Source organism: Streptomyces mutabilis (genome assembly GCF_046628145.1).
Lineage (GTDB): Bacteria > Actinomycetota > Actinomycetes > Streptomycetales > Streptomycetaceae > Streptomyces > Streptomyces mutabilis.
In genome coordinates this window covers 1,211,883-1,232,137 of the sequence record NZ_CP176874.1, presented here as the reverse complement: position 1 = coordinate 1,232,137, position 20,255 = coordinate 1,211,883, and the positions used below count along the sequence as shown (strand labels likewise).

General features: G+C 74.5%; 21 protein-coding genes. 10 read left to right on the top strand and 11 right to left on the bottom strand.

The window, feature by feature from the left end:
• The first annotated feature begins 40 nt into the window (after window positions 1-40).
• Window positions 41-598 carry a YbaK/EbsC family protein gene (locus tag ACLIN4_RS05325; RefSeq protein ID WP_100044522.1) on the top strand — a complete coding sequence of 186 codons (558 nt, stop codon included), beginning with the start codon at window positions 41-43 and terminating at the stop codon, window positions 596-598.
• A gap of 4 nt (window positions 599-602) precedes the next feature.
• Here the strand turns inward: ACLIN4_RS05325 and ACLIN4_RS05320 are convergent, their stop codons facing one another.
• Window positions 603-1,655 carry a cation diffusion facilitator family transporter gene (locus ACLIN4_RS05320; protein WP_411575544.1) on the bottom strand — a complete coding sequence of 351 codons (1,053 nt, stop codon included), beginning with the start codon at window positions 1,653-1,655 and terminating at the stop codon, window positions 603-605.
• A gap of 67 nt (window positions 1,656-1,722) precedes the next feature.
• On the opposite strand from ACLIN4_RS05320, the gene ACLIN4_RS05315 reads away from it, so the two are divergent.
• On the top strand, window positions 1,723-2,082 hold the full coding sequence (locus ACLIN4_RS05315; RefSeq protein ID WP_179342524.1) for an ArsR/SmtB family transcription factor: 360 nt from the start codon (window positions 1,723-1,725) through the stop codon (window positions 2,080-2,082).
• A 57-nt stretch (window positions 2,083-2,139) separates the two neighbouring features.
• Here ACLIN4_RS05315 and ACLIN4_RS05310 read toward each other — a convergent pair whose 3' ends face one another.
• Window positions 2,140-3,363: a 4-hydroxybenzoate 3-monooxygenase gene (locus tag ACLIN4_RS05310; protein WP_411575543.1), complete on the bottom strand. Its 1,224-nt coding sequence runs from the start codon at window positions 3,361-3,363 to the stop codon at window positions 2,140-2,142.
• A gap of 62 nt (window positions 3,364-3,425) precedes the next feature.
• Window positions 3,426-3,833, bottom strand: a complete 408-nt coding sequence (locus ACLIN4_RS05305; protein ID WP_107478414.1) for a CoA-binding protein — start codon at window positions 3,831-3,833, stop codon at window positions 3,426-3,428.
• 276 nt (window positions 3,834-4,109) lie between these two features.
• Between ACLIN4_RS05305 and ACLIN4_RS05300 the strand changes: the two genes are divergently transcribed.
• Together ACLIN4_RS05300 and ACLIN4_RS05295 are read left to right on the top strand one after the other, a co-directional pair.
• Window positions 4,110-4,820, top strand: coding sequence for a hypothetical protein (locus ACLIN4_RS05300; protein WP_411575542.1), 711 nt, complete (start codon window positions 4,110-4,112; stop codon window positions 4,818-4,820).
• Between the two features lie 71 nt (window positions 4,821-4,891).
• Window positions 4,892-5,518 (top strand): YigZ family protein, encoded by a 627-nt coding sequence (locus tag ACLIN4_RS05295; protein ID WP_100044527.1) that lies wholly within the window; start codon window positions 4,892-4,894, stop codon window positions 5,516-5,518.
• A 129-nt stretch (window positions 5,519-5,647) separates the two neighbouring features.
• On the opposite strand, the gene ACLIN4_RS05290 is transcribed toward ACLIN4_RS05295, so the two are convergent.
• On the bottom strand, window positions 5,648-6,232 hold the full coding sequence (locus tag ACLIN4_RS05290; protein ID WP_411575541.1) for a hypothetical protein: 585 nt from the start codon (window positions 6,230-6,232) through the stop codon (window positions 5,648-5,650).
• Window positions 6,233-6,410: 178 nt separating this feature from the next.
• On the opposite strand from ACLIN4_RS05290, the gene ACLIN4_RS05285 reads away from it, so the two are divergent.
• Together ACLIN4_RS05285 and ACLIN4_RS05280 are read left to right on the top strand one after the other, a co-directional pair.
• On the top strand, window positions 6,411-7,571 hold the full coding sequence (locus tag ACLIN4_RS05285) for an exonuclease SbcCD subunit D (protein WP_381914400.1): 1,161 nt from the start codon (window positions 6,411-6,413) through the stop codon (window positions 7,569-7,571).
• Window positions 7,568-10,561: an AAA family ATPase gene (locus tag ACLIN4_RS05280; RefSeq protein ID WP_382085897.1), complete on the top strand. Its 2,994-nt coding sequence runs from the start codon at window positions 7,568-7,570 to the stop codon at window positions 10,559-10,561. Before ACLIN4_RS05285 ends, ACLIN4_RS05280 begins: the two co-directional genes overlap by 4 nt.
• Window positions 10,562-10,600: 39 nt before the next feature.
• Here ACLIN4_RS05280 and ACLIN4_RS05275 read toward each other — a convergent pair whose 3' ends face one another.
• Complete coding sequence (locus tag ACLIN4_RS05275; RefSeq protein ID WP_289907800.1) at window positions 10,601-11,047, bottom strand: Lrp/AsnC family transcriptional regulator; 447 nt, start codon at window positions 11,045-11,047, stop codon at window positions 10,601-10,603.
• 122 nt (window positions 11,048-11,169) lie between these two features.
• Here ACLIN4_RS05275 and ACLIN4_RS05270 point away from each other — a divergent pair, with 122 nt between their 5' ends.
• The 3 genes from ACLIN4_RS05270 to ACLIN4_RS05260 all read left to right on the top strand — a co-directional run bounded on the left by ACLIN4_RS05270 (window position 11,170) and on the right by ACLIN4_RS05260 (window position 13,115).
• Entirely contained in the window at window positions 11,170-11,646 is a 477-nt protein-coding gene (locus ACLIN4_RS05270; RefSeq protein ID WP_107479630.1) for a rhodanese-like domain-containing protein, read from the top strand.
• A 21-nt stretch (window positions 11,647-11,667) separates the two neighbouring features.
• Window positions 11,668-12,186, top strand: a complete 519-nt coding sequence (locus ACLIN4_RS05265; RefSeq protein WP_107479631.1) for an immunity 21 family protein — start codon at window positions 11,668-11,670, stop codon at window positions 12,184-12,186.
• Between the two features lie 83 nt (window positions 12,187-12,269).
• A complete protein-coding gene (locus ACLIN4_RS05260; RefSeq protein ID WP_289907799.1) occupies window positions 12,270-13,115 on the top strand; it encodes an SDR family oxidoreductase in 846 nt (281 codons plus the stop codon).
• Between the two features lie 10 nt (window positions 13,116-13,125).
• Here the strand turns inward: ACLIN4_RS05260 and ACLIN4_RS05255 are convergent, their stop codons facing one another.
• Window positions 13,126-14,814 carry a DUF885 domain-containing protein gene (locus tag ACLIN4_RS05255; RefSeq protein ID WP_107479633.1) on the bottom strand — a complete coding sequence of 563 codons (1,689 nt, stop codon included), beginning with the start codon at window positions 14,812-14,814 and terminating at the stop codon, window positions 13,126-13,128.
• Window positions 14,815-14,891: 77 nt separating this feature from the next.
• On the bottom strand, window positions 14,892-15,383 hold the full coding sequence (locus tag ACLIN4_RS05250; RefSeq protein ID WP_382085894.1) for an Lrp/AsnC family transcriptional regulator: 492 nt from the start codon (window positions 15,381-15,383) through the stop codon (window positions 14,892-14,894).
• Window positions 15,384-15,443: 60 nt separating this feature from the next.
• On the opposite strand from ACLIN4_RS05250, the gene ACLIN4_RS05245 reads away from it, so the two are divergent.
• Window positions 15,444-16,667 carry a trans-sulfuration enzyme family protein gene (locus ACLIN4_RS05245; protein WP_107479634.1) on the top strand — a complete coding sequence of 408 codons (1,224 nt, stop codon included), beginning with the start codon at window positions 15,444-15,446 and terminating at the stop codon, window positions 16,665-16,667.
• Window positions 16,668-16,677: 10 nt separating this feature from the next.
• Here the strand turns inward: ACLIN4_RS05245 and ACLIN4_RS05240 are convergent, their stop codons facing one another.
• The 4 genes from ACLIN4_RS05240 to ACLIN4_RS05225 form a co-directional block, all read right to left on the bottom strand.
• Window positions 16,678-18,036 (bottom strand): GNAT family N-acetyltransferase, encoded by a 1,359-nt coding sequence (locus tag ACLIN4_RS05240; protein ID WP_411575540.1) that lies wholly within the window; start codon window positions 18,034-18,036, stop codon window positions 16,678-16,680.
• 115 nt (window positions 18,037-18,151) lie between these two features.
• Complete coding sequence (locus ACLIN4_RS05235; RefSeq protein WP_290014529.1) at window positions 18,152-18,298, bottom strand: hypothetical protein; 147 nt, start codon at window positions 18,296-18,298, stop codon at window positions 18,152-18,154.
• A 79-nt stretch (window positions 18,299-18,377) separates the two neighbouring features.
• Window positions 18,378-18,500: a hypothetical protein gene (locus ACLIN4_RS05230; RefSeq protein WP_257101830.1), complete on the bottom strand. Its 123-nt coding sequence runs from the start codon at window positions 18,498-18,500 to the stop codon at window positions 18,378-18,380.
• Between the two features lie 152 nt (window positions 18,501-18,652).
• The gene (locus tag ACLIN4_RS05225; RefSeq protein WP_289907797.1) at window positions 18,653-20,239 is read right to left on the bottom strand and encodes an alkaline phosphatase D family protein; all 1,587 of its coding nucleotides are present in this window, start codon (window positions 20,237-20,239) and stop codon (window positions 18,653-18,655) included.
• Window positions 20,240-20,255: the final 16 nt, after the last annotated feature.

Below are 20,255 nucleotides of genomic sequence, written 5' to 3'. Positions count from 1 at the left end.
GACCGTCCGTCGTGGCGCCCGCCGTTGCTAGCGTGCGGCCATGCACGCACCCATCGGAAACTTCGACAGTGCCGAGCCCGCCCCGGACGCCCTCGACGAACTGACCCGCCCGGTCGCCGACGCCGTACGCCACTGGCGCGGCAGCGTCCCCGCCGACCAGATCGTCTACGTCGACACCGAGCCGGAGTGGGCCGACACCGCCACCTTCGTCGAGCACTACGGCCGCGAGCTGCTCGAACAGTCCGCCAACTGCGTCGTGGTCACCGGCAAGCGGGGCGGCGGCACGACGCTCGCGGCCTGCGTGGTCCTCTCCACCACCCGGGTCGACGTCAACGGCGTCGTGCGCCGCCACCTCGGCGCCCGCAAGGCGTCGTTCGCGCCGATGGACACGGCGACCGGCGAGACCGGCATGGAGTACGGCGGCATCACCCCCGTCGGCCTGCCCGCCGACTGGCCCGTGCTGGTGGACTCCGCCGTCGTCGACCTGCCGTACGTCCTCGTCGGCAGCGGACGCCGGCGGGGCAAGCTGCTGGTGCCGGGCAAGGCATTCGCCGAGCTGCCGGGGGCCGTGGTGCTGGAAGGGCTCGGCGTCGCCTGACCGCTCACGCGCCGGCGTGGTGGGCGAGCGCCAGATGCGGGTCCGTCTCGCCCGGGGTGGGTGCCGGATCGGCGTGGACCAGGGCCGCCGTCAGCCGCGGCACGGCGTGCAGCAGGGCGTGCTCGGCCTCCACGGCGATGCGGTGGGCCCGGCGGACCGTCACCTCGCCGTCCACCACGAGAGCGACCTCGGCGCGCAGCCGGTGCCCGATCCAGCGCAGCCGCAGCTCACCCACCCCGCGCACGCCGGGGACCTCACCCAGTACCCGCTCGGCACGGTCCACCAGCGCCGGATCGACGGCGTCCATCAGGCGCCGGAACACCTCGCGGGCCGCGTCGCGCAGGACCAGCGTGATCGCGGCCGTGATCGCCAGCCCCACGACCGGGTCGGCGAGGCGCCACCCGAGCGCCGCGCCGCCGGCGCTCAGCAGCACGGCCAGTGACGTGAAGCCGTCCGTGCGGGCGTGCAGCCCGTCGGCGACCAGCGCGGCGGAGCCGATCTCGCGGCCCACGCGGATCCGGTACCGGGCCACCCACTCGTTGCCGGCGAAACCGGCGAGGGCGGCCACGGCCACCGCCGGCAGGTGCGCCACCGGGCGCGGATCGAACAGCCGGTCCACGGCCGTCCACGCCGCGAGGACCGCGGACGCGGCGATCGTCAGGACGATGACGACGCCCGCCAGGTCCTCCGCACGCCCGTAGCCGTAGGTGAACCGCCGGGTGGCCGCGCGCCGTCCCAGGACGAAGGCGACGCCCAGCGGCACGGCGGTCAGCGCGTCCGCCGTGTTGTGCACCGTGTCGCCCAGCAGCGCGACCGATCCGGAGGCCGCCACCACGGCCGCCTGCGCCATGGCCGTCGCGCCGAGCACCGCAAGCGACACCCACAGCGCGCGCAGCCCGCGGGCCGAGGACTCCAGCGCGGGGTCCAGTTTGTCGGCGCTCTCGTGGGAGTGCGGGGTGAGGCGGTGCGCGAGACGGTGCCACCGGCCGTGGGACGGAGTCGGTTCGTCGTGGCGGGGGTGACGGTGGTGACGGTCGTGCCGGTGCGGGTCGCTCACGGGGTGCCCCTTCCGGTTTCCGGTGCGGTGGGTGGACGCCGGGCGCCCACGACGCCATTATGTGCGTATGAGCGCACGCATGCACCTGTCACCTGCGGACGATGCGCACCCGCGCACACCGGGCGAGGAGCAGTTCGCGCTCGCCGCCGAGGTGCTCGCCCTGCTCGGGGACCGCACCCGCCTCACGCTGCTGCACGCCCTGACGGACGGTGAGGCCGACGTCACGACCCTCACCGAGGTGTGCGGGGCGGCGCGGCCCGCGGTCAGTCAGCACCTGGCCCGGCTGCGCCTCGCGGGGCTCGTGAGCACCCGCAAGGAGGGCCGCCGGGTGGTGTACGCGCTGCGGGACGGGCACCTGCGCCGCCTGCTCGACGAGGCGCTGAACGTGGCCGACCACCGGCTCCGCGACCGGCCGCTGCACGATTGACCCCGGGCACGGGCCGCTCCACGACTGATCCCGGGCGCAGGCCGCCGCGCGGATGTCTCAGCCCGACGTGCGGGTGCCGAGGTACTGCTCGGCGAACGCGGTCGCCGCGACCGGTGAGGTGAACAGGCGGCGCATCCGGGCGACCGCGGCACCCGCCCGGTACGGGTCGCCCGACGCCGTGCCGTGGTACAGCTCCGCCAGCCACTGGGAGAACTCCTGGTAGTCCCACGCCTGGGCGACGCACGCGGCCGAGTAACCGGACAGCCCGGTGTCGTCGCCCCTGGTGAGGTGGGCGACCAGTGCGTCCCCGAGCAGGAAGGCGTCGTGCAGGGCGAGGTTCAGGCCCTTGGCGGCGATGGGCGCGGTGAGGTGGGCCGCGTCCCCGGCCAGGAAGAGCCGCCCGAAGACCATGGGCTCCACGACGTAACCGTGCATGTCCAGGACGCGCTTCTCGATCAGCCGCCCCTCCTCGAGCGGCCGCGCGCCCGACGCGGCGAGCCGCCGGCGCAGCTGGGTCCAGACCCGGTCGTGGGACCAGTTCTCCGGGTCGTCGCCCGGCGGGCACTGGAGGTAGTACCGGGTCACCTCGGGGCTGCGCGCCATGTGGCCGGCGAAGCCGCTCGGGTGCATGCCGAACACGACGCAGTCGGAGGAGGGCGGGGCCTCGGCGAGGAGCGCCAGCCAGCCGACGCCGTAGTCGTGGCGAGCCGTGCGGACCCGCCCGGACGGCAGCATCGCACGCGTCACCCCGCGCGCACCGTCGCAACCCGCCACGAACGCGGCCTCCACGACCCGCCGTTCACCGGAGTCGGGGCACACGTACGACACCGAGGGCCGGTCCGACTCCAGCCCGTGCAGGCGGACGCCGCGGACACCGAAGCGGATCCGCCCGCCCCGCACGTCCGCGTACTCGCGCACCAGATCCGTCACCAGGAACTGCTGCGGGTAGATGTAATGGTGGGAACCGGTCAGCGCGGTGTACTCGAACCGGTGCCGCTCCCCGGCGAACCGGAACTCGAACGCGGTGTGCCGCTGCGCCCGCTCCAGCAGGACCCGAGCGAGCCCGCGCCGCTCCAGACCCCGCACGGCCCACTCCTCGATGACCCCGGCCCGGGGCCGCCGCTCGATGAACGCACGGGTCTCGGTCTCCAGGACCAGGCAGTCGATTCCGGCGGCCCGCAGGATGTTGCCGACGGTGAGCCCGGCGGGTCCGGCGCCGACCACGACGACCGGAAAGCGTTGTGAGGCACCCGAGTCGGTGTCGGGGGTGGCTGCGGTCACCCGGACATTATGTCGGCGGCGCGCGGCTCAGGGGGAGAGCCGGGCGGCGGATCGGGCCGGGCTCAGCCGAGCCGGGGGATCTCGATGGCGGGGCAGCGGTCCATCACCATCTCCAGGCCCGCCCCCCGGGTCCGCTCGTAGGCGGGCTCGTCGATCACGCCGAGCTGGAACCAGACGGCCGCGGCGCCCTTCGCGACCGCCTCGTCGGCGACCGCTCCGGCCAGCTCGCTGTTGACGAAGACGTCCACGACGTCCACGTCGAAGGGGATGTCCGCGAGGGAGGCGTAACCCTGCTCGCCGTGCACCGTCTCCGCCTTGGGGTGCACGGGTACGACACGCTTGCCGAACCGCTGCAGCACCTCGGCGACGCCGTACGCCGCGCGCTGCCGGTTGGACGACAGGCCGACCACGGCCCAGGTGTCGCCGAGCTCGGTGAGGATCTTGCGGACGGTTGCCTCGTCGCCGTGCACCGGCGGCCTCCTTGGACTCGTGGACGACTCGCGTGTCGGGCCTTCCGGTGGGACAACGGACGGCGCCGCCACGGGATTCCCGCGCGGCGGGGAGGGGCGGGAGTGATCGGCGGGGAGGGGCGGGAGTCAGGATCGCCTGGGAGGGGCGGGGTTCGCGAGCGGCGGGGAGGAGCGGGAGTCAGGATCGGCGGGAAGAGGCGGAATTCGCGAGCGGCGGGGGAGGGCCGGTGAGCGCGTCCCGCTGCGGCCCGGCCCCGTCCCGCCTACGCTCGCCCCGTGCTGCGCATCATCGACGCCCGAACCGGACAGCCCGTCCCCGCCGCCCCCGCCCGGCGGAGCCCGACCCGGGTCCAGGCCCACGCGCCGGGCCCCGGGGCGGCCGGCCTGCGCGTACTGCTCGTCGCCGACCTGCTGATCCGCGCCCTGGAACTCGACGGCACCCCCGCATGGGCGCTGCTGTCCCACGCGGACGACGTGGACCGGCTGCGCGACGAGGCGACCGCCCTCGGCATCCGCCCCTTCGAGGACGCCGGTGCCTCCGGCCCGGGCGTCGGCCGGACCGTGCACGTGGTGCACGAGGGCGGTGCCGCTGCGGAGGGGACGACGGTCGCGGTGGCCCCCGCGGACCCGGCCGCACCCGACCTCTCCGATCCCGACGCCCTGCGTCTCGCCCTGCTGGAGCGGCACCACCACGCGCGCGTGCGGCTCGATCCGGCCGCGCTGGACGAAGCCCGGGCCACCCTCGCCCGCTGGCGCCGGGCGGTCGCCGCCTGGGCGCGGCAGCCGTCGCGCCCCGTCCCCGGCGAGGTGCGCGACCGGCTGCGGGCCGCCTGGGAGGACGACGTGGACGCGCCCGGGGTGCTGCGGGTCCTGCGCCGGGTGGAGACCGACCCCGGCCTGCCCGACGGAGCCCGGTTCGAGACGTACGCCTACGCCGACCGGTTCCTCGGCCTCCACCTCGCCCGGGACGTCGGGGCCCCGGAGTGACCGCGGTCACCGCCCCCGGCCGGGACGACCGCGCCGGAGGGCGGGACCCGGCGAGCGCATAGGCTGGCCGGATGCAGGACGAGTACCGCACGGTCGCCCGCGCGGGTGTGCACGAAACCGAGATCAACCGCTCCCGTTTCCTGTGCGCCCTCGCCCCGGCCGCCACCGAGCAGGAGGCCCAGGAGTTCATCGCGGGCGTACGCAAGGAGCACGCCGACGCCACCCACAACTGCTGGGCGTACGTCATCGGCGCCGACGCCGCCGTGCAGAAGGCGAGCGACGACGGCGAACCGGGAGGCACCGCGGGCGTCCCGATGCTCCAGATGCTGCTGCGCCGCGACATGCGGTACGTCGTCGCCGTCGTCACCCGGTACTACGGCGGCGTCAAGCTCGGTGCGGGCGGCCTCATCCGCGCCTACGGCGGCGCGGTCGGCGAGGCCCTGGACGACCTCGGCACGCTCACCCGCCGCCGGTTCCGCCTGGCCACGGTGACCGTCGACCACCAGCGGGCCGGGAAGCTCCAGAACGACCTGCGCACGGCGGGACGCGCGGTGCGCGACGTCCGGTACGCCGAGTCCGTCACCATCGAGATCGGCCTCCCCGAGGGCGACGTGGACGCCTTCCGGGCATGGCTCGCGGACGCCACCGCGGGATCGGCCGGCTTCGAACTGGGCGGAGAGGCGTACGGGGACGCCTGACGGAGGACCGGGCGAAGACCCCCGCGCGGGCTGGTCGAGAACGCCGGCCCCCTCCCGGTCTCCGCGCCCCGACGGACCGCTGCCCCGTGCCGTGCCCCCGGCGCTCAGCCGAAGCCGTGTCCCCGGCGCTCAGCCGAAGAGGTCCAGGGCATCCGCCCAGGAGCCGTCGGAGGAGGAGCGGGCGCGCATCGGTCGCGGCTCCGGGTAGGCCGCCGTCGCGGCCCTCGCGCGGACGATCTCCGGCCCGCCGCACGCCGCGACGGCGAAGGCGCCGAAAACCTCGGCGAACGCGCCCGGGTCGCGGAACTCCACGCCGAACGCCCGGCCGTCCAGAAGCGGCACCCACACCACCCGGTCGAACCGTCTCCACTCCAGAACGGGCTGGTCGTCCCCGGTCGACCGCCCCTCCAGCCAGAGCCGTGCCACGTGCAGCAGGTTCACCTCCTCCATCGGCAGCCGCTTGCGCCGCACACGCAGTTCACGCGTCGTCAGGGTGACCCGCTGGTCCTTCTTCGCGTACCAGACGACACCGACCCCGAACGGCACCCACAGCAGGATCCCGATCAGCGGCCAGACCAGAGCGTCGCCCCACGACCGGAGCAGTCCGCCGTCCAACAGGTACAGGACCCCGAAGACCAGCACCCACTTCGCCGTCATGCGCCAGAACCCGGTGCCCTGCCGGTACAGGACTCGCCGCTTACTCGTCATCGTCATGCCCGCACGCTATCCACCGCCGTGTGAGTCGGCGCCGGGGTGGCGGGGTGATCCGAGGCGAGTGGGGGATCAGGGGGCGGCATGCGTTAGCGTGGCATGCGTTGATGGCGAGCCTCGTGCTGGTTCGTGCTGGTCCTGGAAGTGCAGTGGGGGTAAACGTGCAGCTCAGAGCGATTTCATGAGATTGCTGCACACTTCCGACTGGCATCTCGGCCGGGCGTTCCACCGGGTGAGCATGCTCGGTGCCCAGGCCGGGTTCATCGATCACCTCGTCGGGACCGTGCGCGAGCGCGGCGTCGACGCCGTGGTCGTGTCGGGAGACGTGTACGACCGTGCGGTGCCGCCGCTGGCCGCGGTCGAGCTGTTCGACGACGCGCTGCACCGCCTCGCCGGCCTCGGCGTGCCCACGGTGATGATCTCCGGGAACCACGACTCGGCCCGCCGCCTCGGCGTCGGAGCCGGGCTCATCGGCCGCGCCGGCATCCACCTGCGCACCGACCCGGCGGGGTGCGGGACCCCGGTGGTGCTCCACGACGCGCACGGCGACGTGGCCCTCTACGGCCTGCCCTACCTCGAACCGGCCCTTGTGAAAGCCGAGTTCGGCGTGGAGAAGGCGGGCCACGAGGCCGTGCTCGCGGCCGCCATGGACCGGGTCCGCGCCGACCTCGCCACGCGCCCGGCGGGCACCCGTTCCGTCGTCCTCGCGCACGCCTTCGTCACCGGCGGCGAGCAGAGCGACAGCGAGCGGGACATCACCGTCGGCGGAGTGGCCGCCGTGCCCTCCGGTGTCTTCGACGGCGTCGACTACGTGGCGCTCGGCCACCTCCACGGCTGCCAGACCCTCACCGAGCGCGTCCGCTACTCCGGCTCCCCGCTGCCGTACTCCTTCTCGGAGGCCGCGCACCGCAAGAGCATGTGGCTCGTCGACCTGGACGCCGACGGCTCGGTCACCGCCGAACGCGTCGACTGCCCCGTGCCCCGCCCGCTGGCCCGGCTGCGCGGCACCCTGGAGGACCTGCTCGCCGACCCCGGGCTCGCCGCGCACGAGGACGCGTGGGTCGAGGCGACCCTCACCGACCCGGTCCGCCCGGCCGACCCCATGGCCCGGCTGGCCGAACGCTTCCCGCACACCCTGAGTCTCGTCTTCGACCCCGAGCGCGCCCCGGACGACCCCGCGGTGTCCTACGCGCGGCGTCTCGCGGGCCGCGGCGACCAGGAGATCGCCGAGGACTTCGTGACCCACGTCCGCGGCGCCGGACCCGACCGACACGAACGGACCGTACTGCGGGACGCCTTCGACGCGGTGCGCGCCGACGACACCCTGCGGGAGGCCCGGTGAGGCTCCACCGGCTCGACATCACGGCCTTCGGGCCCTTCGGCGGATCGCAGAGCGTCGACTTCGACGACCTGTCGGCGGCCGGGCTCTTCCTGCTCCACGGACCCACCGGCGCCGGCAAGACGTCCGTCCTGGACGCCGTCTGCTACGCGCTGTACGGCTCGGTGCCCGGCGCGCGCCAGAGCGGTCAGGGCTCGGCCCTGCGCAGCGACCACGCCGACGTCCGTACGCGCACCGAGGTGCGCCTCGAACTCACCGTCGCCGGACGGCGGCTGGAGGTCACCCGGCAGCCGCCCTGGGAGCGTCCCAAGCTGCGCGGCAAGGGCACGACCGTGGACAAGGCCCAGACCTGGCTGCGCGAGTACGACGCGGGCGCCGGCACCTGGAAGGACCTCAGCCGCTCCCACCAGGAGATCGGCGAGGAGATCACGCAGCTGCTCGGCATGAGCCGCGAGCAGTTCTGCCAGGTCGTGCTCTTGCCGCAGGGCGACTTCGCACGCTTCCTGCGCGCCGACGCGGAGGCCCGCGGCAAGCTGCTCGGCCGGCTCTTCGACACCCGGCGCTTCGCCGAGGTCGAGAAGCGCCTCGCGGAGCGGCGCCGCGCGACCGAGACGCAGGTGCGCGAGGGGGACGCCGCCCTGCTGGCCGACGCCCACCGGATGCAGCAGGCCGCCGGTGACGCCATGGAGTTGCCGGAGCTGGCCCCGGGCGAGCCGGGACTGGCCGAGGCCGTGCTCACCGCCGCCGCCGTCGCCCGCTGCACGGCCCGGGAGCTGCTGGACATCGCCGACCGACGGCTCACCGCCGCCGAGTCCGCCCAGGCCGCCGCCGAGCGCGACCTGGCCGGCGTACGGGAACTGGACCGGTTGCAGCGGCGCTTCGCGGAGGCGAGGGAGCGGGCGGCGCGGCTGGCCGAGCGGGCCGACGCCCACCGCGCGGCGCAGGAACGCATGGAGCGGGGGCGGAAGGCCGAAGCGGTGGCCCCGGCCCTGGAGCTGCGGGACGCCGCCGATGCCGAACACCGGCGGGCGGCGGACGCGGAGGCACGCGCGCGTGCCCGGCTGCCGCAGGAGCTCGCGGACGCCGGCGCGGCGGGCCTCGCCGCCGCCGCGCGCCGGGCCGCGCAGGAACTGGGCGGCCTCGAATCGGCCCGGCGGGCCGAACAGCGCCTCGTCGAGCTGACCGAGGAGCGGGCCGAACTGGACCGCCGGGAACGCGCCGACGAGGACACCCTGCACGAGGCGGAGGCCTGGCTGGCCGGGTGGGAGACGGCCCGTGAGCGGCTCCAGGCACGCGTCAAGGACGCCCAGGAGGCCGCGACCCGCGCCGAACAGCTCGCCGTACAGCGCGACCCGGCCCAGCGCCGGCTGAAGGCCGCCCGGCAGCGGGACCGGTTCGCCCTGGACGCGGAGGAGACCGGGCGGCAGGCGCTCGTCTCGGCCGAGCGAGCCGTCGAGGCCCGCGCCCACTGGCTCGACCTCAAGGAACAGCGGCTGAACGGCATCGCCGCCGAACTCGCCGCCGACCTCACCGACGGCGCACCGTGCGCGGTGTGCGGGGCCACCGAGCATCCGGCCCCCGCCCGGAAGATCGCCGGGCACGTCGACCGCGAGGCGGAGGAGCGCGCGCTCGCCGCGTACCAGGAGGCCGAGCAGTGCCGCGCGGAGGCCGAACAGCGCCTGGGCACCGTACGGGAGGCACTGGCCGCAGCCACCGCGGAGGCCGGGGACGCGCCCACCGCGCGACTGGCCGAGCAGGCCGAGGAACTGGAGCGGCTGTACGCGGTTGCACGGGCCACGGCCTCCGGACTGCACGCCGCGCAGGAGGAGCTGCGCCGGGCGGAGCAGGAGCGCGAACGGCGCGTCGCCGCCCAGCAGCAGGCCGCCGTCCGAGCCGCGTCCCGGGTCGCCAACCGGGAACGGCTGGAGACGGAACGGGCGGCGCTGGAGGAGGAACTGGTGCGTGCCCGCGGCACCGCCGGCAGCGTGGCGGCCCGGGCCACGCAGCTCGAGCGCCGGGCCGCGTCCCTCACCGAGGCCGCCGACACCTCCCGCGTCGCCGAGGACACGGCACAGCGGCTCAAGGACGCCGACGCCCGCCTGGCCGACGCCGCCTTCCGCGCGGGCTTCGACACCCCGCGCGAAGCCGCCGCCGCCCGGCTCGACGACGCCGCCCACCGCGAACTGCAACGCCGGCTCGACGCCTGGGACACGGAGGAGGCCGCCGTCCGCGCGGTCCTCACCGAGGCCGACACCGCCGCGGCGGCCCAGCGCCCGCCCGCCGACCCGGCCGCGGCGGAACGCACCGCCGCCGAAGCCGGCCGGCGGCTGCGCGAGGCCGCCTCGGCCCGTGACGCCGCCGCCCGGCGCTGCGCCGAGCTGGAACGGCTGTCCGCCCGCGCCACCGCGGCCGTACGCCGGATCGCCCCGCTGCGCCGGGAGCACGAGCGCGTCGCCCGCCTCGCCACCCTCACCGCGGGCACCTCGGCGGAGAACGAACGCCGGATGCGCCTGGAGTCCTACGTGCTGGCGGCCCGCCTCGAACAGGTCGCCGCCGCCGCGACCGCGCGCCTTCAGCGCATGTCCTCCGGCCGCTACACCCTCGTCCACTCCGACGACCGCACCGGACGCGGTCGCAGCGGCCTCGGGCTGCACGTCGTCGACGCCTGGACCGGCCGCGAGCGCGACACGGCCACGCTGTCCGGCGGCGAGACGTTCTTCGCCTCGCTCGCCCTCGCGCTCGGTCTCGCCGACGTCGTCACGGACGAGGCCGGCGGCGTCCGCCTGGACACCCTCTTCATCGACGAGGGCTTCGGCAGCCTCGACGACCAGACCCTCGACGAGGTCCTCGACGTCCTCGACGCACTGCGCGAGCGGGACCGCAGCGTCGGCATCGTCAGCCATGTCGCCGACCTGCGCCGCCGCATCCACGCCCAACTGGAGGTCGTGAAGGGGAGGTCGGGGTCGGTGCTGCGGCAGCGGGGCACCGGCTGAAGGCCGGCGTCCGCGAAAGGGCGCAGCGGGCCCAGCGGCTCAGCGGCTCAGCGGCCGGCGGGGGAGCGGTGACGAGTAGACGACGCTCGTGGTGACCGATCCCAGCGCGCTGATCCGGCCGGACACCTCCTCCAGATGCCGCATGGAACGGGCCGCGACCTTGATGACGAAGCAGTCGTCCCCCGTCACGTGGTGCGCCTCGAGGATCTCGGGAGTGACCGCCACCAGGTCGTGGAACGGCTTGTAGTTGCCGGTCGGATACCTCAGCCGCACGAAGGCCAGGATCGGGAGCCCCAGCCGCTCCGGGTCGACGACCGCCGAGTACCCCTGGATGATCCCCGCCTCCTCCATCCGCCGCACCCGCTCGGTCACCGCGCTCGCGGACATGGAGACGGCACGGGCCAACTCCGCGTAACCGGCCCGCCCGTTGCGCTGGAGGGCGTCGAGGATGAGCCAGTCGGTGGCGTCCGGGAAATCCGTGGCCATCCGGAAAAATTAGCAGGGAATCCCCGGCGGATGCGCGAGATGAACCGGTGGATCTCCCTTCTGGGACGCGCTCGCCGACCATAGGTTTGCGGTCAGGAGAGCCACCGAGGAAAGGCCGGACCTTGAGCGCTACCACCACGAACCCCGTCCTGCGCATCGCCCCGCCGTCCCCCGCCGAGACCGCCGCGTACTTCCGCGCGAGCCTCGCCTTCCACGCCGACGTCTCCGACGTCGCCGGCGCCCTCGCGGCCGACGGCGACCCGGGGTTCGTCCTCGTGGACACCCGCTCCACCGAGTCCTGGGACCAGGGCCACATCCCCGGCGCCGTCCACCTGCCCACCGCGCTCGTCCCCGAACGGGCCGGCCGACTCCTCGACCGGGCCGTGCCGGTGGTGACGTACTGCTGGGGCCCCGGCTGCAACGGCGCGACCCGCGCCGCCCTCGCACTCGCCGAACTCGGCTACCAGGTCAAGGAGATGCTCGGCGGCTTCGAGTACTGGGCGCGCGAGGGCTTCGCGCACGAGACCCGGCGGGGTACCGCGCGCCGCTCCGCCGACCCCCTGACCGCCCCGGTGGACGCGGCCGACTGCGGCTGCTGACAGGCGTGTAGGTTCTGCCGCATGGTGCGATACGCGGAGCCTGGCGCGGTGCAATGGGTGGAGTCGGGCGGCGGTCCGCTCATAGCGGTCCCGGAGACGGTCCTGCCGTTCTGGACCGGCGCCGACGGCGGGGACGCCGCCTCCGACTACGACCGGGCGTGCGAGGTCGACGGCCACGTCGGGCTCCTCCCGGTCGGCGACCGCACCGCCCTCGTCCTCGGCGACGAACCCGCCTCCACCGCCTATCTCGCCGCTCACGGAACCTTCGTCCGCTGGTGCGCCGCGGACTCAGAGGAGGAGGCGCTGGCCGGCGTCCCCGCCGCTCTCGACACGGCCGACTGGGAGCCGGAGGTGTCCTGGCACGTGCCCGGGCCGGTCCTCCTCTTCGACGCGGCCTGGCCCGGCGCCGCCTGCGACCGGGCGGATCACGTGCGGGTCGCCCTCGACCCCGGCCGGTACGCGGTGCGGGCGGCGGAGGTCCGCCCCGGACCGGAGACCTGGCTGAACGTCGTACAACTGCGGCGCCTCGCCGACCGGTAGCCGAGGCAGCCGACCGCGCGCCGCGCAGCGCCGCGGGAATATTGCCATGCGTACCGGCGGTGCGCCGCCCATCATGGGTGCCCATGCCACGACTTCCGCACCCCACCCCCGAAGAGCTGCGCCGCGACCCCCTGCCCCTGCGCGGCCGCACCGCCCTCGTCACCGGAGCCAGCCGACGCGGCGGCATCGGCCACGCCGTGGCCCGGCGGCTCGCCGCCTACGGGGCCAGTGTCTACCTGCACCACCACGTCCCGCACGACGCCGCCATGCCCTGGGGCGCCGACCGGACGGAGGACGTCGTCGCCTCCGTGCGCGCCGCGCTCGGCGACCCGGACGCCACCGTGGTGGCCGGCCCCGGTGACCTCGCCGACCCCGCCGCACCGGGCGAACTCCTCGCCACGGCCGCCGAAGCGCTCGGCGGGCGGCTGGACGTCCTGGTCGCCAACCACGCCCTCAGCGGCTCCGACGGCACCCTCGACACGATCGACGCCGCGATGCTCGACGCCCACTGGCAGGTCGACACCCGCTCGGTGCTGCTGCTCGTCCAGGCCTTCGCCCGGCACCGCGCCGCGCTGCCGCCCCGCACGCCCGGCGGACGCGTCGTGATGATGACCTCCGGCCAGGACATCGCGTCGGGCATGCCCGGCGAGGTCGCCTACGCGCTGCAGAAGGGAGCGCTCGCCTCCATCACGCGGACCCTGTCGACGGCCCTCGCCGAGCACGCGGTGACCGTGAACGCGGTCAACCCCGGGCCGGTGGACACCGACTACATGACCGGTGAGGACTACGACGCCATCGCCGCCCTCTTCCCCGCCGGGCGGTGGGGCATGCCCGACGACCCGGCCCGCCTCGTCGCGTGGCTCGCCACGGACGAGGCGGAGTGGGTCACCGGGCAGGTCGTCGACTCGGAGGGCGGTTTCCGGCGGTGAGCGGCCCGGCTCAGAGCCGCGACAGCTCGTCCACCAGGTCGTCCAGGCCCAGCGACCCCTGGGACAGCGCCGCCATGTGCCAGGCCTTCGGGTCGAAGGCGTCACCGTGCCGCTTGCGGGCGTTCTCCCGGCCCAGCAGCCACGCCCGCTCGCCGAGCTTGTAGCCGATCGCCTGGCCCGGGATCGTCAGGTACCGGGTCAGTTCGCTCTCCACGAAGTCCGCCGGACGGCTGCTGTGCGCGCCGAAGAACTCCTGCGCCAGCTCCGGTGTCCAGCGCTCACCCGGGTGGAACGGCGAGTCCGCCGGGATCTCCAGCTCCAGGTGCATGCCGATGTCCACGATGACCCGGGCGGCCCGCATCATCTGCGCGTCCAGGTAACCGAGCCGCTGCTCCGCGTCCGTGAGGAAGCCCAGCTCGTCCATCAGCCGCTCCGCGTACAGCGCCCAGCCCTCGGCGTTGGCGCTGACCATGCCGACCGAGGCCTGGTAGCGGGACAGGTCCTCGGCGACGTGCGTCCACTGGGCGAGCTGGAGGTGGTGACCGGGGACGCCCTCGTGATACCAGGTCGAGACCAGGTCGTAGACCGGGAAGCGGGTCTGTCCCATCGTCGGCAGCCAGGTGCGGCCGGGGCGGGAGAAGTCCTCCGACGGCTGCGTGTAGTACGGGGCCGCCGCACTGCCGGGCGGGGCGATCCGCGACTCCACCTTCCGCACCCGCTCGGCGAGTTCGAAGTGGGTGCCGTCCAGCGCGTCGATCGCCTGGTCCATCAGGCCCTGCAGCCAGTCGCGGACCTCGTCGACGCCCTCGATGTGCTTGCCGTGCTCGTCCAGGTGCGCCAGCGCCACCCAGGGCGTCTCGGCGCCCGGAAGGATCTTCTCGGCCTCCTGCTTCATCTCGGCGAGCAGACGGTGGTACTCCGACCAGCCGTACGCGTAGGCCTCGTCCAGGTCCAGGTCCGTGCCGTTGTAGTAGCGCGACCAACGGGCGTAGCGCTCGCGGCCCACCGTGTCCGGGGCACCCTCGATGGTCGGCGCGTACACGTCGCGCATCCAGTCCCGCAGCTCCACCACGGCGGCGGTCGCCTCCCGGGCCGCCTCGTCCAGCTCCGCGCGCAGCGCGTCGGGGCCGGCGGACGCGAAGTCCTCGAACCAGCCCCGGCCCTCGCCCGTGTCCGCCCACTCGCCGAGCTGCTCGACGAAGGTGGCGGTCGGGCGTGGCGACGCGTACAGCTTGCGCTCCAGGCCCAGGGCCAGGGACTCGCGGTAGCCCCCGAGCGCCGCCGGCACCGCGCGCAGCCGCTCGGCGATCCGCGCCCAGTCCTCGTCCGTCTGCGTCGGCGTCACCGTGAAGACCTCACGCACCGAATGCGCGACGGTGCCCAGATTGCCGACCGAACGCAGGCCCTCGTCCGCCTCGTGCACGGCGAGTTCGGCGGTCAGCCGCTCCCGGAGCAGCCGGGCGCAGCGCCGCTCCACGTCGCTGTCCCCGCCGGGTCGGCGCTCCGCCTCGTCCAGCCGGGCGAGCGTGGCCCGCGCCAGCTCCGCGAGGGCCTCCTGACCCGCGGGGGAGAGGTCGGGCAGGCGGCTGGAACACTCCTCCACGCCGAGGAACGTACCGGTGACCGGGTCGAGGGCGATGAGCTCGTCGACGTAGGCGTCGGCGACCTCGCGGGGCAGCGGGCTCTTGGTCTCTGACATGCGGACATCCTCATACGGATACCGGTGCCGCGTCAGCCCGCTCTGCCCGGTCGCCGCGGTGGGCGGCCGGATTTCGCTCAGGGCGTGGTGGCGGGCGCGGGGGGCGGCAGCAGGGGGCCGCACTCCCACTGCTGGAAGATCAGCCGCGTCTCGACGCGGGCCACCTCCCGCCGGGAGGTGAACTCGTCCAGGACCAGCCGCTGCAGATCCGTCATGTCCGCGACCGCCACGTGGACCAGGTAGTCGTCCGGGCCGGTGAGGTGGAAGACGGTGCGCGACTCCGGGAGCGCCCGGATCCGTTCCACGAACGGTCCGACCAGCTCACGCCGGTGCGGGCGCACCTGTACCGACAGCAGTGCCTGGAGCCCGCGCCCGAGCCTCGCCGGGTCGAGTTCGAGCCGGTGCCCGAGGATCACCCCCGCCCGCCGCAGCCGGGTCACCCGGTCCAGGCAGGTCGACGGGGCGACCCCGACCTGGGCGGCGAGATCGCGGTAAGTGGTCCGGGCGTCGTTCTGCAACAGCCGCAGCAGATGCAGATCCACCGGGTCCAGTACGACAGATTCCGCCATTGGCCGAACGTAGCACGGTCCTCGGACCCTGTGACCCGTTCGGTGTTCACTCTTCGGTCCATGGACTCCGCGCGCACGCACAGGTCACCGTCCGACGACGTACGCTCCACCGCACCCACGGGCAGGGCACTGGCCACCGAGGCCGTGCACGCCGGTCGCGACGATCTCGCGGCCCTGGGACTGCACGCCCCGCCCATCGACCTGTCCACGACCTATCCGTCGTACGACAGCCGCGGCGAGGCCGCCCGTATCGACGCGTTCGCCACCACCGGCGCCGACCCGGACGGCCCGCCGGTCTACGGCCGCCTCGGCAACCCGACCGTCGCCCGCTTCGAGACGGCGCTGGCCCGGCTGGAGGGCACTGAGGCCGCGGTCGCCTTCGCCAGCGGCATGGCCGCGCTGAGCGCCGTGCTGCTGGTGAGGGCCTCGATGGGGCTGCGGCACGTCGTCGCCGTGCGGCCCCTGTACGGCTGCAGCGACCACCTGCTGACCGCCGGCCTGCTGGGGTCCGAGGTCACCTGGACCGACCCGGCGGGCATCGCGGACGCCCTGCGTCCGGACACCGGCCTGGTGCTCGTGGAGTCGCCGGCCAATCCCACGCTGGCCGAGGTCGACCTGCGGGCCGTCGCCCACGCCTGCGGCTCGGTGCCGCTGCTCGTGGACAACACCTTCGCCACCCCCGTGCTCCAGCGGCCGGCCGAGCACGGCGCACGGCTGGTGCTGCACAGCGCCACCAAGTACCTCGGCGGACACGGGGACGTGCTGGCCGGTGTGGTGGCCTGCGACGAGGAGCTCGCCGGCCGGCTGCGGCAGGTCCGTTTCGCCACCGGCGGCGTACTGCACCCGCTCGCCGGCTACCTGCTGCTGCGCGGACTGTCCACCCTGCCCGTGCGGGTGCGGGCCGCCGCCGCGAACGCCGCCGCGCTCGTCGAGCGTCTCGCCGCCGATCCGCGCGTGGCCCGCGTGCACTATCCGCGCGTCGGCGGGGCGATGGTCTCCTTCGAGGTCCACGGCGACCCGCACGAGGTCATCGGCCGCGTCCGCCTCATCACCCCTGCCGTCAGTCTCGGCAGCGTCGACACGCTCATCCAGCACCCGGCTTCCATCAGCCACCGCATCGTGGACGCCGACGACCGCCGGGACGCCGGGGTCGGTGACCGGCTGCTGCGGCTGTCGGTCGGCCTGGAGGACGTCGACGACCTCTGGGCCGACCTGGACCAGGCCCTCGGGGAGCGGGCCGCCGAGGCGGTCCCGCTGCGGGAGGCGCTGGCGCGGACCGACTGAGGGCGCCGGCTCAGTCCTTGCCGATCCGCTCTCCGCGCGGCGGCCGCGCCGCCGCCCGGGCCGCCGGGTCCAGGCGTGCCGTGATGACCAGGGTCCCCTCCTCGATCTGGTAGTCGAGGGGGAGGCCCAGGCCGCGCATCGCGGCGACCATGCCGGTGTTCGACGCCTGCGTCACCGCGTACACGTGCTCGCAGTCCGTCTCGGCCGCCATGGCCACGAGCCGGCCGAGGAGTTCGCCACCGATGCCCCGGTGCTGCCACGCGTCCTCGACCAGCAGCGCGACCTCCGTCTCGTCGCCGTCCCACAGCAGGTGACCGAGCCCGACGATCCGTCCCGACGCCGTCTGCGCGGCGAGGGTACGGCCGAAACGCGGGCTGAGCAGATGGTCGAGATACCGGTCGACGTCCCCGACCGGGCCGTGGTACCGCATCCCGAGCGTCCGAGCCGAGCACCGCTCGTGCATAGCCTTCGCCGCTGCGACGTCACGTGTGTCGGCCCGGCGGACGGTGATGTCGCTCCCCTCGGGCAACGTCAGCACGTCCCGGCTGCGCGGGATGCGCGGACCGAGCCGGGCGTCCAGCTCGACCAGTGCCCGCGCCCGGGCGAACTCGGCCGGGGTGAAGGGCAGGTACGGCCGCTCCACACTGATCAGCCCGCCCTCCGGGGCCCGCAGCCGCAGCACGGTGTCCTCCAGCGAACCTTCCGGCGGTACGTCACCGGCCGTACCCGCGCCGACCGTCGCGGGAAGCGACCGGATGGTGCAGCGGCCGAGCAACTGCCGCAGTGCCAGAGGCAGTTCCGCCGCGTCCTGGGCCGTCCGGGCGGCCAGACCGAGCACTCGGGTCGGTGCGTCCACCAGGTCGTGGGCGTCCGCCCGCTCGGTCCACGTGTCGGCACCGCCCGCCGCCGACACCACGCCCGCCAGCTCCGAGGCCGTCAGCCCGCCAGGGGCACGGAGCAGGAACTCGTCCACCGTGCCCTCGGCCAACGGGTGTGTCTGAAGGCTCAGGATGTCGACCTGCCGTTCGGCGAGGGCCGCGCACAGCACGGCCAGCGAGCCGGGCGTGTCGCGCACCGTCGTCCGCATCCGCCACAGCGCGCTCTCCGCGACGTCGGAACCGGCACCGGAGCCGGCGTCGGTGCCGGTCGCGGCGGAGGCCTCGACGATGCCGGCACCGTTCCCGGGCGCCGCTGACGCCGGCGGCCGGGCGCCGGTATCGTCCACCGGCGGGGCGTGCCCGTGGCGGCGTGACCACCAGGCGTGGAAGCCCGCCGTGATGATCAGGGCGGCCACCGAGGCCAGCACCATGACGGGCACCGCGGGGCCGTGCTCGACGAGGCGGGCAACGGCGTTCGTCACATCAGACATGTCTCGAGCCATGCGGCCACTGTGAAGGAACGGTGTTGCGTGATCACGAACCCTCTGTGTCCGATGAGTAAAGAAGGCTTCCCGGACTTTCGTTGCATTTTCCGGCGGTGTGGCGTCAGGCGGCGGCGACCTCCCCCGTCAGCGTGCTCCGCAGCCGCCTGGCCCGGGACACCAGCCGGGACGCACCGCGCCGGTCCGCCGCCTCCGCCAGGTGCGGCAGGTCGCCCCGGGCCCCCGTCCGTTCGGCGCACTCGGCCGCCACGGTCAGCCGCTCCAGTGGCGTCCGTCGAGCCGCCCGCCGTCGGCCCACCAACGGCGGGCGATCACCGGTTCGAGAGCCTTCAGCAGGGCGTCGCGGTCCCGGTGGGCGTGCCGGACGTCTCCAGCCCCAGGCGTCGTCCGCCCGCCGAGGACTCCAGCACGGAGGGTCGTCGGTAGGCCACGGCCTGCAAAGATCGCGTCACGCGACAAACCGTAGAGGCGACCACTGACAATCGGTACGACCTGTGGAAACGGCCCCGCCGCCAGAGAAGTTGGGCGGCGCGGGCCACATGCGGAAGCGGGCCGCGCACCGGGGGATGACGCCGGCGCGCGGCACACTCGACAGGCTACGGGACTACTGGCCGACCCGGCCCGGCTGGAGCACCTTCGTGAACAGCACCGTGCCGTCCTGCTCGCGCAGCCGCACCGTCATCTCGGCGCTGTCACCGTCGATGTCGACCTCGCCGAAGAACTGGTAGCCGCCCGCGGGGGAGACGTTCGAGGCGGTCGGCGCCTTTACGAACACCCGCTCCGGGCCGAAGGTGCCGTCCAGGGCGCTGGCCGGGAAGGCTCCCGCGTTGAGGGGCCCGGACACGAACTCCCAGAACGGCTCGAAGTCGGTGAAGGCGGCGCGCGAGGGCTGGTAGTGCTGGGCGGACGTGTGGTGCACGTCGGCCGTCAGCCACACCGTGCCGGTGATACGACGGTGCTTGACGAACCGCAGCAGCTCGGCGATCTGCAGCTCGCGTCCGAGCGGCGCGCCGGGGTCGCCCTGCGCGATCGCCTCGATGTTCGCCTTCCCCTCGCCGCCGTCGGGCACGACCAGGCCGATCGGCATGTCGGCGGCGATGACCTTCCACACCGCACGCGACCGCGACAGCTCACGCTTGAGCCACTCCAGCTGCTCGCGGCCCAGGATTCCCTGCGGATCCACCGTCTCGTCGCCGGGGGAGTTGGCGTTGCGGTACGTGCGCATGTCGAGCACGAACACGTCCAGCAGCGGGCCCTGGCGCAGCACCCGGTGCACGCGGCCCTCCCGCGCGCCGGGGCGCAGGGTGGAGATCGGGAAGTACTCGGCGAACGCGCGCCGGGCCCGGGCGGCCAGGACGTCCACGCTCTTCTCCGTGTAGCGGCTGTCGGTCTCCGCGATGGTCTGACCCGGGTACCAGTTGTTGCGTACCTCGTGGTCGTCCCACTGGATGATCGACGGCACCTGCGCGTTGAAGCGCCGCAGGTTCTCGTCGAGCAGGTTGTAGCGGAAGTTGCCGCGGAACTCGGCGAGGGTCTCGGCGACCTTGGACTTCTCCTCGGTGGTGATGTTCCGCCAGGTGCTGCCGTCGGGCAGCTCGGCCGTCGCGGCGATGGGGCCGTCGGCGTAGATGTTGTCGCCGCTGCACAGGAAGAAGTCCGGGTCCAGGGCGCCCATGGCGTCGTAGATGCGGTAGCCGCCGAGGTCCGGGTTGATGCCCCAGCCCTGGCCCGCCAGGTCGCCGGACCACACGAAGCGCACCGACTCGCGCCGGCGGACCGGCACCGTGCGGAAGGTGCCGGGCACCGGTTCGCCGGTGCGGCGCGGGTCGTCAGGGTCGGCGAGCAGCACGCGGTAGTGGATCTGCTCGCCGGGCGGCAGGCCGCGCAGCCGGGTCGTGCCGGTGAAGTCCGTGTCCGCCCCCAGCAGCGGGCCGTGCCATCTGCGCGGTTTGCGGAACGACTCGGTGGCGGACGTCTCGACGATCATCCGGGCCGGCCGGTCGGAGCGTACCCACACCAGACCCGAGTGGGAGGTCACGTCCCCCGTCTGCACGCCCCAGCCCGCACCCGGCCGCCCGGAGCGCGCGAACGCAGGCGCGGCGCCGAGGGCGGTGGGCAGGGTCAGGGCCGCCGACGCGGCGAGGGAGCCGCGCAGCACGCTGCGGCGACCGGGCAACGGACGGTGTGACATGGATGCGCCTCCAGGG

Excerpts from the sequence above, each read along its gene's own strand:
- ACLIN4_RS05325 (WP_100044522.1), top strand. The coding sequence starts at position 41 with ATGCACGCACCCATCGGAAACTTCGACAGTGCCGAGCCCGCCCCGGAC.
- ACLIN4_RS05295 (WP_100044527.1), top strand. The coding sequence starts at position 4,892 with ATGCAGGACGAGTACCGCACGGTCGCCCGCGCGGGTGTGCACGAAACC.
- ACLIN4_RS05290 (WP_411575541.1), bottom strand. The coding sequence starts at position 6,232 with ATGACGATGACGAGTAAGCGGCGAGTCCTGTACCGGCAGGGCACCGGG.
- ACLIN4_RS05245 (WP_107479634.1), top strand. The coding sequence starts at position 15,444 with ATGGACTCCGCGCGCACGCACAGGTCACCGTCCGACGACGTACGCTCC.
- ACLIN4_RS05265 (WP_107479631.1), top strand. The coding sequence starts at position 11,668 with ATGGTGCGATACGCGGAGCCTGGCGCGGTGCAATGGGTGGAGTCGGGC.
- ACLIN4_RS05255 (WP_107479633.1), bottom strand. The coding sequence starts at position 14,814 with ATGTCAGAGACCAAGAGCCCGCTGCCCCGCGAGGTCGCCGACGCCTAC.
- ACLIN4_RS05260 (WP_289907799.1), top strand. The coding sequence starts at position 12,270 with ATGCCACGACTTCCGCACCCCACCCCCGAAGAGCTGCGCCGCGACCCC.
- ACLIN4_RS05225 (WP_289907797.1), bottom strand. The coding sequence starts at position 20,239 with ATGTCACACCGTCCGTTGCCCGGTCGCCGCAGCGTGCTGCGCGGCTCC.
- ACLIN4_RS05275 (WP_289907800.1), bottom strand. The coding sequence starts at position 11,047 with ATGGCCACGGATTTCCCGGACGCCACCGACTGGCTCATCCTCGACGCC.
- ACLIN4_RS05285 (WP_381914400.1), top strand. The coding sequence starts at position 6,411 with ATGAGATTGCTGCACACTTCCGACTGGCATCTCGGCCGGGCGTTCCAC.
- ACLIN4_RS05250 (WP_382085894.1), bottom strand. The coding sequence starts at position 15,383 with ATGGCGGAATCTGTCGTACTGGACCCGGTGGATCTGCATCTGCTGCGG.
- ACLIN4_RS05315 (WP_179342524.1), top strand. The coding sequence starts at position 1,723 with ATGAGCGCACGCATGCACCTGTCACCTGCGGACGATGCGCACCCGCGC.
- ACLIN4_RS05240 (WP_411575540.1), bottom strand. The coding sequence starts at position 18,036 with ATGTCTGATGTGACGAACGCCGTTGCCCGCCTCGTCGAGCACGGCCCC.